We start from the raw sequence: 15,269 nt of genomic DNA on the forward strand, positions 1-15,269 counted from the left end.
CGATGGCGATCACGTGGAACATCGACACGAATCAGGCGATCGATCTCGCCGCGCTCATCGCGCACCTCGACGAAAAGGGACCCGGCGTGTTCGCCGTCGACCTGGACGCCACCGCGGCGATGCTCCGCCGCCTCAGCAACAACCGGTCGTTCCTCGCCGAGCACGTACGAGCGGTGATGCACGCGAACGAGTCGTTCGGGGGGTCGAACCAGTACAGCTCTCAAGCATTCATGCTGCATCGTTCTACGTACTACTCCTTGCGCGCGGTGGTCTGGGAGCCGGCGCGCGGCCGCGTCGGTGAGGAGCTCTTTGCCTACGAGTTCGCCCACGACCACGATTTCAGCTTCTTCACCGTGGGCTACTTGGGTCCAGGCTATCGGACACGCGTCTACGAGTACGACCATGATGCGATCATCGGTCTGCCCGAAGAGCCGGTCGAGCTCCGCTTCCTCGAGGATACGGTGCTGTCGCCGGGCAAGGTGATGATGTTCCGTCGCAGCGCTGACGTCCACATTCAGCTCCCTCCCGAGGCGTTCAGCATCTCCGTCAATATCCTACAGAACACGGCCGCTTGGGGCGCGAGGCCTCGTCAATATCAGTTCGACGCCGGCGCCGAACGCATCAAGGCGCGCCTCAACAGCGACGGATCGGAGCTGCTGTTGAAGCTCGGGGCGGTGCTCGGCGGCAGGTGCTTGCCGCTGGTCGCGGCCGCCGCGCGCTCCGGAACGGAGGTGTCGCGGGCAGTCGCCATCGAGTCGCTCGCCCGACACGAAAGCCGGGAGTGGCTCGCCGTCGGTCAGGATGATGCGAGCGCCTTCGTTCGTGAGACGACGCGCCGGATCGCGCGCGAGCTCTCGGGCAGCCCGACTCTCCCCCGCTCGCCTTCGGGCTGACGCCTCCGGGGGGCTGATGCTGCAGCTCCGGGTCGCCTCCAGCGCGAGTATGCCGACCCGCCATTCCGGCAGGCAGCCAGCTGTGCCGTCTGGCGCTCTGCGGGTGGCTCACCAGGCACCGTCCCCGCGGGGCTTGACACGGGCGAAGGTTCTGCGGTTTCCTATCCGCACGACAAGATCGTCAGCTGCAACTACGGCTATCGCCACAGTGAGACGCAATGCGCCAAGGGCACTTGCCTCGACCATCCGGACGTCATGGCCGCGACCTGCGAGCTTCCTTGAGGTGAACCATGTCCAATCACGCCCGCTTTTCCCTCGTCGCCCTGATCGCAGCGCTCGTTCCCGGGTGCCTCGACACGGGCGACTGCGACAACCAGCCTGCGCGTGGTGAGAGCGAAAAGGACGTCACCCTGGCGGAGCTGCGCGCTTCCCTCGGCGAAGACGGCACGCTCGAGCCTTCCGAGTGCGAGCGGCTCTGCACCGAGGCCTTTCGTTCCGAGAATTTCATCGTGAAGGGCGTGCACGACTGCGCCGTCGTCGACCCGCTCCCGCAAGCGGGCGCGGGCGGCGCCGCGGGTTCCGCAGCCGAAGAGAGCGTGACCATCCGCTGCGACATGACCATCGTGTACCCGTGTGAAGGAAGGCGTCACGCGAATTGGACCCACGGTGCGCGCGGAGGCGGGCGAGACGCGCTCGGTGCGTGGCTCGCCCGTGCCGCTTCCGCGGAGCAGGGCAGTGTGCACAGCTTCCTCGCGCTCCGCGAGGAGCTCGAAGCCTTCGGGGCGCCGAACCAGCTCTCCGAGCGGGCCCTCGACGCGGCTGCCGAGGAGGTGCGCCATGCCCGAATGATGCGGATCTTGGCGCACCGCCGCGGCGGCAGTCCGGTGGACATCCCCATCGAGGCTCGAGCACGAGGCCGCTCGCTCCTCGAATTCGCTATCGAGAATGCGACGGAGGGATGCGTATTCGAAGCGTTCGCGGCGCTCGTCGCCGTCCACCAAGCCGTGCACGCGAGCGACGAGGACGTGCGCCACGTCATGTACGAAATTGCGCGCGACGAGGCGCATCACGGGCAGTTGGCTTGGGACATCCATGCCTGGTGCGCGTCGCAGCTCACGAAGGACGAGCTCCGTCGGGTAAGGCGCGCCATGCGCCGCGCCTTACGTGAGCTCTTGATGCAGAGTGCGCACGAACGCGGGGAGGCTCTCTTCGCCGATGTTCTCGGGCTTCCCTCACCCGTCGTCGCAGTGCAGCTCGCGCACGCGCTCGCGCGCGAGGCGCTCTCAGCGCTTGGCCAAGGACGCGCAGACCAATCCGCCCATGGGGACGCGCTCCGCGGTCAACCTGGCCTTCTCCTCGAATGAGCGCCGCTCGCTCTCGGGAGACTCGCAAGGGTCCTCTTCGCCCGTCTCGACGTCACGCAGGACGACCTCGTATTGCTCCTTGTGAGTCTCTTCGCGTTCACAGCCGACGCATCGCGGGCCGTGGCGTTCTCGGGCAGGGGCTTGCGCGCTCTGCCCCGCCGCACGACGGCGGAGCGCCATCAGGTGGCCTTATGAGGCTGCAAACTGGCAGGGATGAGCGGTTTGGTCGGCGTCGCCCCGCTCGCCGCGCTCAACCGAGCGACTGCAAGATCGAGCTGAATCCGTGCTGGCCGTGGCGGCTGCCCTGCGGGGACAGCCACGCTTCGTAGGTGTCGCCGCTCGGCGAACGGAGCTGGATGAACTCGAGGCTCACGAGAGGGTTGAAGGGGTTGCCGGGGCGGGGGCCGATGTCCTGGCCGGGATATGTCGCGTCTTGGTTGAAGGCGCGGGTGCCCTGATCGAGGGCGGCGAGGTGCTTGTAGTTGCCGCGTTTGCCGAAGTCGCTGTACTCGCGAGAGACGAGGACGCGGCCGCGGTTGGTGAGGCCGACGTGAACGTTGGGAACGTAGGTGGAGACGCCGATCACGGCGGCAGATGCGGCGTTGAGGACTCCGCCAGCGATGCGGCGGGCCGTGCCGGCGGGCGCCTGGTACTCGACTCCGCTCCAGTTGCCGATGATGCGCTCGCCGGGCTGGAGCTCGTAATACTGGGCGTAGAAGTCGCTGAATTTTTGCTCGATCTCCTCCGGGCTCATGTTGGCGGCCTCGGCCATGGCCTTCTTGCGGACGTACATCGAGTACGCGAAAGCGGCCGCCATGAACACGAGCGGGATCAAGTAATACACTTGCATGACCATCTTCTCCTAGAGAACCCACGCTCCACGCTGGAGCCACCGAAGGCGATGGTTACGCGGCGGCGCACGCCAGGTCAAGGGGGCGCGCTTCGAGTGTTCAACCAGCCGCGACTCTTCATTAGCAAGCCATGCTCACGCGCTGGCTGACATACAACACCTTACGCGCGCGCACCGCTCCGCCAAGCGATAGGGCTTCTTTCACTTGCCCAGCAAGAGGGCTTTTTTTCACTTACGCGCTCGAGCGCTGGTACTACGCCTTCAAGCACGGAGGGCTCGACGCCCTCCGTCCGAAGCCGCGCTCTGATCGCTTGGCTTGAGGCGCCGCCGCCACGCGCCGGGGGCCACGCCGGCCCACTGCCGGAACGCGTGACTGAACGAGGCCTCGGACGAGTAGCCAGTGAGGCGCGAGACCTTCGCGAGCGGCGCGCCCTCGCGGAGGAGAACCGCAGCCTTCTGCATGCGGAGCCGCGTGAGGTAGCCGAGCGGCGGCTCGCCGACGAGCGCGGTGAAGCGCGCCGCGAAGACCGAGCGCGAGAGGCCCACTTCCTTCGCGAGCGAGGCCACCGTCCACGGCTCCTCGGCGCGCCGGTGCATCGCGCCGAGCGCCGCGGCGGTGCTCGGATCGCGGAGCGCGCCGAGGAAGCCGCCGCCGTCCTCGGGCAAGCGCGCGAGGTACGCGCGGAGGATCTGGATGAACATGACGTCCGCCATCCGGAGGAGGACGATCTCGGACCCGGGCCGGTTCGTCTCGATCTCGCGCGTGATGAACTGGATGTTCTCGAGGAACGACGGCACCGCCTGCTCCGTGTCGGGAGTCATCCGGATGAGCGGTGGCAGGGTCGCGAGGATCGGTGTCGCGAGCGGATCGTCGAGTACGAAGCCGCCCGTGATGAAGGTCGTCTCCGGGCCTTTCGTGCCGAGGTCGATGTGGATGACGTCATGGGTCGGGTTGGGGGCGCATCGCACGAGCTCGGCGAAGCTCCGGGGGGGGCTCCGCGGATGGTCGCGCAGCGCATGGGCGTGGCCGAGCGGAAGTACCGCGAGATCGCCGCCGGAGAGCGCGACGCGCGGCTCGTCCGTCTTGTCGACGCTGAGCCAGGCGCTGCCGCGCACCACGTAGTGGAACCGGATGCAGCTCTTGACCACCGGCAGGGCGACGCCCCAAGGCGCGCGCCCGACGGTGGAGACCCAGCGCGTCCGCTGCAGACGAACCGGGGCAAGCACCGCGCTCAAGGCATCCATCGCTCGACAGCGTAATGGGCGCGGGCCGCGGTGTCCAAGCCGTGCGGACGATCTCGAAACTTTCCCAGACGACTTCGCATGGTTCGTGCGGATCGCGAGCCGTATGAAGGACGCGTCGTTCTCGACGAAAGGAACATCATGTCCAGCAAGCTCGATCTCTCGAACGAGTTCATCGGTCGCCGTGCCCTCGTCACCGGAGGCTCGCGCGGCATCGGCGCGGCGATCGCGCAGCGCCTTCTCGATGCCGGCGCCAAGGTCGTGGTCGCCGCGCGCTCGCGCAGCGACGTCACACCCTCGGCGGCGACGTTCATCTCAGGCGACGTCCGCACGAGCGAAGGGGTGAAGGCGATCGCCGCGGAGGCGCTCGCGGCCCTCGGCGGCCTCGACATCCTCGTGAACAACGCGGGCGGGTCGCGCGGGTTTCTGGGAGGCTCCCCGACGATCCCCGACGAGGAGTGGCAAGACACCCTCGCGCTCAACCTCCTCTCCGCGGTTCGCCTCACGAACGCGGTCCTGCCGGCGCTCCGCGCCTCGAAGGCCGCCGCGGTCGTGAACATCTCGTCGACGGCAGCGACGATTCCGTACGGCCCGTTCGCGCATTACTGCGCCGCGAAGGCGGCGCTCGACACCTACTCGCGCACGCTCGCCGTGGAGCTCGCGTCGAGCGGCGTCCGCGTGAACGTCGTGACGCCGGGGCCGGTGGCGACACCGAGCGCCGACGAGCTGCGGAAGACGTTCACCGACGGGATGGGCATTCCGGCCGACGCGTTTGTCCAGCAGGTGCCGCTCGGACGCCTCGGCACCACCGACGACGTCGTGGAGGTCGTCACGCTCCTCGCGTCGGATCGCGGGAAGTGGCTGACCGGCGGGAACTACCGCGTCGACGGCGGAATGACGGCGCGCTGACAGTCTGACGGTCAGGCCTTCATCGGGCTGCCGACCTCGTCGGCCGCGCGGAAGCCATTCAGCGGGGACACGGTTGAGCGTCAACCGACGGGTCCTTCGCGGCGTTCACAGCGGCGCGCAGCGACCTCTCAGCCGGCGATGCCGCCCATCTCGGCGGCGCTGTTACCTGTTCAACCCCTATTCAACAAGAAGAACGCATGGCCCGACCTTCTGCCTGCATGCCCAGCACACCTCTCTCTCCGAGGACGCCATGAAGAACGATGGTTGCAATCTCCAATCCGGGATCTTGTCGCTGGCTCTAGCAGCAGTCGCCGTACTGTCTCTCGTCGCCTGTGGTGAGACGGATGAGAGCACAGCCGAGCCAGCGCTCGACGAAGTGGGCGTGGCCTACCAGGGGCTGAGCTCCCATTGGGGCTGGGCCCACGCGGACCACACGAACCCCTATACGAACCGCTGCGTGAACGATGCCGCCAGCAGCATCAACGCGCTCTACAACCCGAACTATGTCATGGCCTACCGCAGCGGCAGTGACGCCTGCAGCACGTATGCGCCCACGACGGGCACCGGGCTCATTCACCACCAGGGCATCCAACGGCTCGCGCGTGACTACAACTATCTCCTGGTGACGACCTCGGTTCAGGGGGACGCACGCCCGGGCTTCGAGGTCGTGCGCCTCGGATCGCTGAGCAACAACCCGTGGCTGCTGGGTCGGAATGCCTCTCCCTCCCGGCTCCCGTCCTGCAGCGACGCGATCGTGCACTACCAGTCCGACGACTCAGGGATGCCGTACGATCACTCGGGCGGCCTTCAGGTGAACGGCGAGTACGTCATCGTGCCTTTCGAAAAGAACGACGATCAGGCGACGGCGGGCTTTCGCATCGCCAGGCTGTCGAATCCCTTGAACCCCCAGTGGAGCCCGCTGGTCTTGCGAACGCGAGGTCAGACGGTCAATGCGGGAGCGGTGAGCCTCACGCTGCTCTCCTCTGGCCGCTACCTCGCGTTCGTCTTTGGCCACAACTCGGACGACGTCGAGGTGTTCGTGTCCTCGGAGGCGGCAATGCCCTATTTCGGCAGCTCGAGCTCCACCTGGATATCTCAGGCGAGCGTCTCAACGCCCTTTGGCGGCGCGGAATACCAGGGCTTGCAGCTCGTGACCCAGTGCGACGGGCAGCTCTTTGTCGCTGGCACGCACAGGAACAAATGGTTTGACGAGGACTGGGTCGACCTGTGGCGTGTGGACCTCAGCGCGACCTTCGTGCCTGGCTTCACCGAGGTGGCCAGCCGACACATGTCCTGCAGCAGCGCGGCTACGGGCAACAAGCGCTACTGCGCCTTCGATGCAGGGGCCGGGATCTATGTGGATCCCGACGGCGAGATCCTGCTTTATGGGGTGGAGCACTACAACGACGCCTACCCGGGCACGACACGCGCGGTCAAGGTGCGCGAGTTTCCGTAGACCCTGCGCTAAGGCCTGCCCTTACAACGCCGATCAGCTACGATCGCCGCGCCACACTTCTTCGCGCAGCGATCCGGCTTCTTTTACCTAAGCGCCACGTCCCGCGCGAGGTGCGCCTGGTCGTGGTCGCCGAACCGCTGGGCGAGCTCTCCTCGAGGCGCTCGGCCAGCCGGGCGTGCTCCCTGGGGAGCAGATAGCGCGCCGAGATCACGCGACCGGTCGGCTCGTCCATGGGCACGCCGAAGGACCGCCGTCCCCGTAGGGGCGATCTCACGAGCGCTCAGGCGCCTGCGAGGAGCCCCGGGCATTTCAGTTTGACGGCCGCGCACGCCGCGGGTTGCGGCGAGAAGTCATCGATGGACGACGCACACGTGATCGCCTCGAAGGCGTCGCCCGTGGCGATCATGCAGGCCTTGAGCTCCGCGACGGTGGCGGTGCACCCCACGAAGCCGGCCGTCTCGCACGAGCCGGCCGGCTCGGGCGCCTCCGGAGCGCGGATGCAATCCGCCCTGGCGGTCTCGCAGTCCGTTCCATCCACGACGCTGGCGAGCACCCCGGTGAGGTCGCACAGGTCCTCCTTCGAGAGATCGAGTGCCCCGGTGACGTCGTCGCACACCTGCTGGGCCTCTGCGGCCGTCAGCTCGCCGAGCTGCTCGCCGTCGAGAGCATCCCCGCCGCCGGTGTCGGTCCCGCCGCCGGTGTCGGTCCCGCCGCCAGTGTCGGTCCCGCCGCCGGTGTCGGTCCCGCCGCCAGTGTCGGTCCCGCCGCCGGTGCCGGTCCCGCCGCCGGCGCCGGTCCCGCCACCGGTGTCGCTTCCGCCGCCGGTATCGGTCCCGCCACCGGTCTCGCTTCCGCCGCCGGTGTCGCTTCCGCCGCCGGTGTCGCTTCCGCCGCCGGCATCGGTCCCGCCGCCAGTGTTGTCGTCGGCTTTGCCCCCATGGCTCCCCTCGCCATCGCCGCATGCCACGAGCGAGAACGAGAGGCCGGCCATCAACAATCCAAGAAGCTTCATCCGTATCATCGGGCCCCCATCAACGAGAATGTTCACCTGCGTGTCCACGCGGCGCTCGAGGACGGCTCCTCCGAAGGATGCGAGCGGAGCTGCATCGCCGATCGGGCAGGCGCGCAATGCATGAACCTACCACAAACAGGATTGAATTCTCCTTCCCTCCTCGGCAATTTGGTCGCGCTGGCCGGCCAGGGCCGGCGGGGACGGGCGCATCGTCGATGCGTTCGGTCTGGGACGACGCAATGGCGTCTCCAGCGCTCCACGCCATTCGGCCGGTGCGGATGCAGCCCGTCCTCGTACAGGACGGATACCGGAGGGCAAGCCTCGCACCTCGGGACCAGCCCTCTCCGATGTACAGACTCGCCAGCATGTGGATGACAAGGAAAGGCTTTGATGAACCCCCGCTCCGCTCGTCCGCCTGGCTTTTTCCCGTTACGCTATCCTCGTGGTTCCATGAACGAGGTGTCGCGACGCGCGCGGTCCCGCCACTTCGGTTCGCCGCGCCACACTTCTTCGCGCAGCGCTCCGGCTTCTTTTACCTACGCGCTATCCTCGCTCAAACCGGGGAGGGACGACTTTCACCTTTTCTCTTTCGTCTTCCACTCGGCATCACGAAGCCTTCGAGCGCCCGGGACGGAGCCGCGCGTGTGGGCACAGGTGCGTCCACATCGCGCCTCATCCGAGGGGCTTTCACGAACTACCATGGTTGATATAGATCATGGCTTGGACATGCCACTCATCACGCGCCCTCGGCTTCGACCCATCATCGCGCTCGCGCCGCTCACGGCGCTCACGGCGCTCGCCTGCCAGGAGGTGCCGCGCGCTGCCCCAGGAGCTCGCGGGCCCACCGCGCCAGCTGGCACCGAGCCGGCGCCGGCCGCGCCGATCGCGGCGGAGACCGCCGGGCCGGCGCCGGAGCCCGCGCCGCTGCCCCCGGTCTCCCCAGGGCTCGAGCTGCAGGACGAGCCTTATGCAGAGGCGCGCGCGAAGTTCAAGACCAAGCTCATCTCCACGGATCCGGCACCTCAGAGCTACCAGAACGTCCCGCCGCCCCCGGGCGCGCGCGAGATATCGTATCTCTCCGGCGGCCTCAAGCTCAAGGCATGGGTCAGTGAGCCCCCGGCCGACGGACGCCGCCTGCCCGCGGTCCTGTTCCTGCATGGTGGGTTCGCCTTCGCCCTCGATGACTGGGAGATGGCAGAGCCCTATCGAGACGCGGGCTTCGTCGTCCTCATGCCCATGCTCCGAGGAGAGAACGGCCTCCCCGGCGGGTTCTCGATGTTCTTCCACGAGGTCGACGACGTGCTCGCCGCCGCCGACGCCCTGGCCAAGCTGCCCTATGTGCAACCCGATCGCCTCCATGTCGCAGGCCATAGCGTGGGAGGGACACTCACCCTCCTCGCAGCGATGGGATCCGACCGGTTTCGCGCCGCCGCGTCGTTCTCCGGGTCGCCCAACCAGATCGACTGGTCCTCGGGTCACACCAGGCTCATTCCTTTCAGCCCGTACGACATACGGGAGTTCCAGATCCGCTCGCCGGTTGCCTATGCGACGAGCTTTCGGTGCCCGGTGCGGCTGTACCACGGGCTGTCCGGCGGGGAGCGCTTCTTCGGCCCCGCGAGCCAGCGGCTCGCCCTCCTGGCGCAGCGCAGCGGGCTCGACGTCAAGGTGGTGCCGGTCGCAGGGGATCATTTCACCTCCGTCCCGGAGGCGATGAGGCAAAGCATCGAGTTCTTTCGCGAGCAGCAGTGACCGCCGCCGTGATCGGTCCGCGCCCTGCGCGCCTCGTGCGCGGGCAAGGCGGACGTTGACACCGCCCGGCGCAGGCGCGTGGATTCGGCGGTGGACCCCTCGCCGCTGCCGTCCTCCCGGCCGAGCGCGCCGCGCACCGATCCGGACAGGGCCCCGGCCGAGCAGCCCCCGCTGACGCTCGCCACGCTGGTCGCGTCCCAGGGGCCCGCGTCCGTCGCCCCCGGCGGGGCCGACGGCCCCGCGTCGACCGCCGGCCCCCCGTCCACCGCCCGCCCCGCCTCGGCCGTCGCGGCGGCCTGGCAGTGCCCCGGGGGCGCCCCGACTGCGACTTCGGCGCGGGAGGCTCGGAAGCTGCTGGCGACCTGCGCCGGGCGCGGGGCTGGTCGTCCTGGGCGGCGATGAGCGGAGGCCGCGCGCGAACTGCCGTCCGAGATGTGATGCCCTCCGCGCCGGCCTGGACCTCGACGACACAGCGGACGCGGAGCTCTTCGTCATGGGTCATGGGCGTCCGCGCGGCCGACGCGTCCATCGCCGAGCAGGAGCGCCGGGAGCGGGATCGGCGCCGCTGACGCCGCGCATTGCCGTCAGCGGTCTACAATGTCCACATCCTGCGCCGTCGATCTGACGAGGGGCCCGTAGTAGCATCTCAGGCATGAGCCCCCGACGAGACAGCGCCGCGCCTGCTCGGCAGCCGGTCATCCCCGAGAACGACCCGGTGTGGCAGGCCGTTCTGCGCGCGCCGATCGATGACGAGCCGCTGACGGAGGAGGAGCGCGCGGCGATGGAGGCTGGGGCGGACGGCCAGGGGATCCCGCACGAGGTGGTCACGGCTGAGCTCCGGCGGCGGGCAGAAGCCGAAGGCGCTGGGGCGGAGTTCGACGAGCTGATGCGCGCGCGCCTGCGTCGATGAGCTGGGAGGTCGAGTGGATGCCGTCGGGCATCATCTCGCTTCAGCGGATCCACTGGCGTGACGGTGAACGCATCGACGCGGCCGTGCAGCGCTTCGCTACGACCGGCGAGGGCGACGTCCGCCGCGTCCCCGCTGACCATGCCGGTGTCATGAGATTGCGCGTCGGGCGGTATCGCGTCCTCACCACGCTCGACCCCTGGGACGGCGTGATGCGCGTCTGGTGGGTGTACAGCCTGTAACTGGCACCGCCAGGACGCCGGCGTCCGGGAGGTCATCCCCCAGGATGCCATCGCGATCGCGCCTCCGTGGCGCGCCGCGGGGCTCGGAGAGCGCGGGCTCGGTCGATCCAGAAATCGACCGAGCCCGTGTCGGGTCTTCCTCTCCGTTTACGGAAAAGGGTTGAGGCGCGTGGAGCGAGGGGCATCGGCGCCCCCACCGCCCGCGCGTCCGACCTCACCCTGCAACGAATGTTCTGGGAGGACCCCCATGCGACAATTCACCTTTCTGGCTCGCCTCTCTCCCCTGGCCCTCACCCTCCTGGCCGTCACGGGCTGCGGGGACCTTGCCCCGGAGACCCAGGCGGATCCTTTCATGGACCACGAGCCGGGCGCCGAGGAGCCCAGCGACCCGGCCGCGAAGCCCGCCGATGTCACGACGGGCCCTGTCGTCGCGCTCACGTCCATTCAACGCGAAAAGGCCCCTCTGCTCGCGGAGCTCATGGACGGCGCCCCTTCGAGGTTCCGGGCGGACCTCATCGCGGATCCGAGCCCCGCGAGCCGCCTGGCAGAGGCGTCCGCCGTGCTCATCGACGCCGAGGCCGCGAGCGCCGACGACATCCGCTCCTACGCGTCCGTGCTCCGGGCAGCGCGCCTCGCGGGGGTGCCTGTGATCCTCGAGAACGCGCGCGACGCCGAGAAGGTCGCGCTGGCGCTGGGCATCGGGATGTCCGCGCAAGTCGTCTACGCGGCGCCCAGCCCAGGCGGCCAGCGCTTCGACGTGCGCGTCTTTGGCGACGTCACCGGCGAGGAGACCGAGGAACACAGCTCGGTGCGCTTGCCGGCTTCCGCGAAGGCGAGGTACGCCCGGATGACCGCGGACGAGCGGGCCGAGCTCGGAAAGAAGCTCGAAAGGAGCGAGGCCGAGCTCGACGCGCTGTTCGACGCGGCGCCCGAGGCCGAGCCCATCACCATCGACGCAAAGCCCCGGATCGCCTCGAGGTCCGAGGTCGCGCAGACGGCGTTGCCTGCCCGGGGCGAGCTCCTCGCCGAGATCAAGGGCCTGCTCGCGGACCACAAGGCCCACGCGCTCGCCCAGCTCGTGACCGAGCCTCTGCCCGAGGGCACCTACCGCTCGTACAACGTGACGTCCCCCTCCATCACCTGGGAGTGCGGCGGCGACGGCCAGCGCTCCGTCATCGACCGCAACTTCACGGTGACGCTCCTCGCGTCCAACGCGCCGGAGGGCAAATACGTCGTCTTCGCGGGCAATGGCACCCAGTACAACCCCGGCGGGCTCAAGTGGAACTCGGGGAACAACCGAGGCTACTTCCAGGAGACCCTCCAGCACTCGATTCGTCCCCTGTCGGGGGGGCTCTCGCCCTACGCCCACAGGCCCCACTCGGCCAACGAGTCCTCGACGTTCACCACGTCGAACGGGTTCTCGGTTGGCGGGGGCGTGGGCGTCGATGGGCCGTCCACGAGCTTCAGCTTCGATGTGAGCGAGCAGGCCTCTCAGTCCTTGAACGACTTCGACGTGATCGATTTCTCCTCGGGTTCGATCTTCGGCTGGCAATACAAGCTGGCCTCGGTGAGCGGGCATTCTTACAAGAAATGGGAGGACCTCCACAACGACACGTGGGGCGGCCTCTACGGCCTGCCCAACCTCGCCAAGAGCACGCTCACGGAGGAATACGAGGGTATCTACTCGGCGAGCCTCCAGGATCAGTCGCTTTACCCGGTGGAGAACGTCAACCTGCAGTCGGTGCGGCACACCTGGGTCTCCCACGATTACGTCCTCTGGGAGGAGATCAAGACCACCTCATGCGGGAAGGCGGCCGGCTCCGTCGTCACCGTGGACCTGAGCTCGGTCAACGTGGCCAAGCTGGGCACCATCCCCTTCAGAGAGACGTTCGATCAAGGCGTCGCGCCGAGCGTCTGGACCGCGATCAACGAGGGCATCACCGGCAGCTCGTCGAACTGGCGGGGGGCAGGCGGCGCGGCGACCGAGACGGGCAGCGCGTTCGATTACCCCCAGACCGCGGCCGACGGAGCTGTCGACATGCGCGGGACCTACCTCGTCGCGCCCCGCACGGCCTTCGGGCAGGGAGCGCTCTCGGCGAAGATCTACGCGGGCGACCCCGACGGCTTCGGCCTCATGTACGCCATCAACGACACCGGCTCGAGCTACTACCGGGTGATGTTCGACGCGAGCTTGAGCGTCGCGCGCCTGGTCCGGGTGGACAACGGCGTCTTCACCGAGCTCGCGGTCAACACGAGCTATGTGCCGCCGCAGAACGCATGGATGACGGTGCGGGTCGAGCGCGAGGGGACGACGCACCGGATCAAGGTCAATGGTCAGGTGGTGCTGGCGGTGCCGAGCGAGGTGACGTACGCGTGGGGTTCGGTCGCCCTGTTCTCGTGGGCGATGAGCGACGTGCGCTTCGACGACGTGACGATCACGACCCTTTGACGCGATCCTGAGACACGGTCTCGTCCATGAGCACGGCGAGGCCCCGGTGCAGGAGCGTCGAGCTTCTTTCACCTGCGCGCCGGCATCGCGAAGCTTCGCGCGCTGATCGAGCGCGTCACGGAGCGTGTTCGTCGACTGAGCCGACGGCGCTGCCCTGCTTCCGCAGCGCGACGCGGAGCTCGTGCCGGCCGAGCGCCGTGCGCCCGCGCCAGTACTCGAGGTTGAAGTCCGTCGCCTCGATGAACCCGTATCCCACCCGGTCGCCCGACTGCACGCGGACGATGGCGACCCCGTTCGAGTGGTTGTTCGTGTGGGTGATGCCCCCGGTCGCAGAGAACGGGCACCTGCCGAGCAGCACCTTGCCCGCCGCGTCGGCGGTCAAGCTCATGTCCGCCGTGTTGTCGTAGACCTTCGCGTACCACCCCTCCCCGGGCCCGGCGCGGTAGATCCTGACGCTCGCGCCCGGCAGCGCGGCGCCGCTCGCGTCCCTCACCGTGAGCTCGTTCTGCGCCGGCAGGTCGTTCAGGTAGGCGCCGAGGTTCCCCGGTGCATTGTAGTTGCCGAGCGTGGCGCGGTGACCGCGGATCAGGTTCAGCGCCACCGCGCTGTGGCGGTCGACCGTCGGCCCATTGCCGTTCATCAGCCCGGTGTACGGCGTGTAGCGGACCGCATCGCGCCAGCTGTTCACGTACGGCATGTACGGTGTGCCCACGATGGGGGCGCCGTTCTCGAGGATGTCTATCCGGTTACCCGCCGAGACGTGGACGTTGAACCCGTAGACGTCGACGAGGTAACGCGCGTGGCCGAGCTCGTGGAGCAGCGACGCCTCGTAGTAGAACGGGTTGCTCGAGCTCCGCGTCGCGTGGTCCCCGTAGAACGTCCCGATCGATGCGTCGTTCGGGAACCCCCATTGCAGGTCGACCGTCCGGTCATTCAGGTTCGGGTTGTTGGTCGGGTACCCTCCCGCGAGCGGCAGGGCGTCGTCGGGGACGACGACGACCTTGTCGAGCCGGATCCGGTCCAGCACGCCGCTCGGCGCCTCGGGGTAGATCGACGCGGCGAACATCTCGTTCCACATCCGCACCTGGCGCTGAGCCCAGTCCTCCCACGAGTTCGAGCCGGCCCCGAGCTCGCGCTGGTGGTCGTCGAAGTAGTCGTGGACGCTCTGCTCCACCCAGAGCCCGACGCTGATCGCGTCGGAGTCGACGGCGATCCGGTTGTTGAGCTCGTGCGTCTCGCTCACCGCGTCGTCGGGGTCGATCGAGAACGCGATCTCGCGCCGCGAGGACGTCCAGGTCCAGGGGAGATCGACGGTGGCCGCGCCGTTGGCCGGCACATTCACCGTGCCTGTCGCGGCGACCGCCCCGTTGATCGACCAGCGGTACGGGACGGCGGTCGCCGCCGCGCTCGACCGGTTGCGGACGTGGGCCCTCCAGGTCACGGACGACCCCGCCGTGGGCCACCCCTCGACCGCGGGGTTCGCGCTGCCCCAGACGTAGTCGAGCGCCGGCGCGCGGCTGATCCAGCCGGCGATGAGGTCCTGCGTGGCGCGCGCCCCGGCGGCGAGCGGCGTCCCGTCGAGCAGCACCACCGGCGCGTCCGCCGTGGTGCCTTGCCGGAGGACGACGCGGTCCAGCCCGAGGACGGGCGCCGACGCGTTGATCTCGACCCACCCGATCGAGCGATGGTTCAGCGCGTCCGTCTCCGTCGCGCCGGTCCAGCCCGGGTCATTCGACGCGTTCCACCACCCCTTCGCGGGGATCGTCCTCGTGAACGATGCCAGGGAGCCGGACCCATCGACCCTCCGGATCCGGACCGTGATCGTCACCGGGTAGGCGCTCGGGTTGTTGACGACGGCCGAGCTCCACTGGGTCACGCCGGCGCTGGCGGGCCAGTTCTTGAGATAGAGCGAGCTGAAGAGGCTGTTCTCCGTCGCCTGGACGAGCGGCTCCTCGTCGAGCAGCGCGACGGGCACACTCGGCGCGCTCCCGTCGCGGAGGATGACCCTGTTGGTCCCGAACACAGGGCTGCTCGCGTGGATCTCCACCCAGCCGATGGATCGGCCCGGCGTGCTGTCCGGGATGCCGTTCCAGCCCGGGTCGCCGTAGGCGTTCCACGCCCCCATCGCCGGGATCGTCCTCGTGAACGACCCGAGATCGGGCCCGCCGTCGGTCCGGTGCACGGTGACCACGACGT

12 protein-coding genes are annotated in these 15,269 nt (G+C 68.6%); 8 read left to right on the plus strand and 4 right to left on the minus strand.

Annotated features, from left to right (window positions below; genetic code table 11):
- The first annotated feature begins 2 nt into the window (after window positions 1-2).
- Both WMF46_RS33435 and WMF46_RS33440 read left to right on the plus strand, forming a co-directional pair.
- The gene (locus WMF46_RS33435; protein WP_437980910.1) at window positions 3-893 is read left to right on the plus strand and encodes a transposase; all 891 of its coding nucleotides are present in this window, start codon (window positions 3-5) and stop codon (window positions 891-893) included.
- A 290-nt stretch (window positions 894-1,183) separates the two neighbouring features.
- Complete coding sequence (locus WMF46_RS33440; protein ID WP_437980911.1) at window positions 1,184-2,257, plus strand: ferritin-like domain-containing protein; 1,074 nt, start codon at window positions 1,184-1,186, stop codon at window positions 2,255-2,257.
- Between the two features lie 250 nt (window positions 2,258-2,507).
- Here the strand turns inward: WMF46_RS33440 and WMF46_RS33445 are convergent, their stop codons facing one another.
- Both WMF46_RS33445 and WMF46_RS33450 read right to left on the minus strand, forming a co-directional pair.
- Window positions 2,508-3,113, minus strand: a complete 606-nt coding sequence (locus tag WMF46_RS33445) for a hypothetical protein (protein ID WP_437980912.1) — start codon at window positions 3,111-3,113, stop codon at window positions 2,508-2,510.
- Between the two features lie 255 nt (window positions 3,114-3,368).
- Window positions 3,369-4,352 (minus strand): AraC family transcriptional regulator, encoded by a 984-nt coding sequence (locus WMF46_RS33450; RefSeq protein WP_437980913.1) that lies wholly within the window; start codon window positions 4,350-4,352, stop codon window positions 3,369-3,371.
- Window positions 4,353-4,490: 138 nt separating this feature from the next.
- Here WMF46_RS33450 and WMF46_RS33455 point away from each other — a divergent pair, with 138 nt between their 5' ends.
- Both WMF46_RS33455 and WMF46_RS33460 read left to right on the plus strand, forming a co-directional pair.
- On the plus strand, window positions 4,491-5,258 hold the full coding sequence (locus tag WMF46_RS33455) for an SDR family oxidoreductase (RefSeq protein WP_437980914.1): 768 nt from the start codon (window positions 4,491-4,493) through the stop codon (window positions 5,256-5,258).
- Between the two features lie 250 nt (window positions 5,259-5,508).
- Window positions 5,509-6,714, plus strand: coding sequence for a hypothetical protein (locus WMF46_RS33460; RefSeq protein ID WP_437980915.1), 1,206 nt, complete (start codon window positions 5,509-5,511; stop codon window positions 6,712-6,714).
- 280 nt (window positions 6,715-6,994) lie between these two features.
- On the opposite strand, the gene WMF46_RS33465 is transcribed toward WMF46_RS33460, so the two are convergent.
- Window positions 6,995-7,726 carry a hypothetical protein gene (locus WMF46_RS33465; RefSeq protein WP_437980916.1) on the minus strand — a complete coding sequence of 244 codons (732 nt, stop codon included), beginning with the start codon at window positions 7,724-7,726 and terminating at the stop codon, window positions 6,995-6,997.
- 726 nt (window positions 7,727-8,452) lie between these two features.
- Here WMF46_RS33465 and WMF46_RS33470 point away from each other — a divergent pair.
- The 4 genes from WMF46_RS33470 (at window position 8,453) to WMF46_RS33485 (ending at window position 13,073) form a co-directional block, all read left to right on the plus strand.
- Window positions 8,453-9,475, plus strand: coding sequence for an alpha/beta hydrolase family protein (locus WMF46_RS33470; RefSeq protein ID WP_437980917.1), 1,023 nt, complete (start codon window positions 8,453-8,455; stop codon window positions 9,473-9,475).
- 652 nt (window positions 9,476-10,127) lie between these two features.
- Entirely contained in the window at window positions 10,128-10,385 is a 258-nt protein-coding gene (locus tag WMF46_RS33475) for a hypothetical protein (RefSeq protein ID WP_437903633.1), read from the plus strand.
- Entirely contained in the window at window positions 10,382-10,624 is a 243-nt protein-coding gene (locus WMF46_RS33480; protein WP_437793134.1) for a type II toxin-antitoxin system RelE family toxin, read from the plus strand. The genes WMF46_RS33475 and WMF46_RS33480 overlap by 4 nt, the downstream gene beginning before the upstream one ends.
- 247 nt (window positions 10,625-10,871) lie before the next feature.
- Window positions 10,872-13,073, plus strand: coding sequence for a hypothetical protein (locus tag WMF46_RS33485; RefSeq protein ID WP_437980918.1), 2,202 nt, complete (start codon window positions 10,872-10,874; stop codon window positions 13,071-13,073).
- Window positions 13,074-13,188: 115 nt separating this feature from the next.
- On the opposite strand, the gene WMF46_RS33490 is transcribed toward WMF46_RS33485, so the two are convergent.
- Window positions 13,189-15,264: a CARDB domain-containing protein gene (locus WMF46_RS33490; RefSeq protein WP_437980919.1), complete on the minus strand. Its 2,076-nt coding sequence runs from the start codon at window positions 15,262-15,264 to the stop codon at window positions 13,189-13,191.
- Window positions 15,265-15,269 lie beyond the last annotated feature (5 nt).

It is taken from the genome of Sorangium sp. So ce117, from assembly GCF_051524395.1.
GTDB lineage: Bacteria > Myxococcota_A > Polyangia > Polyangiales > Polyangiaceae > Sorangium > Sorangium cellulosum_B.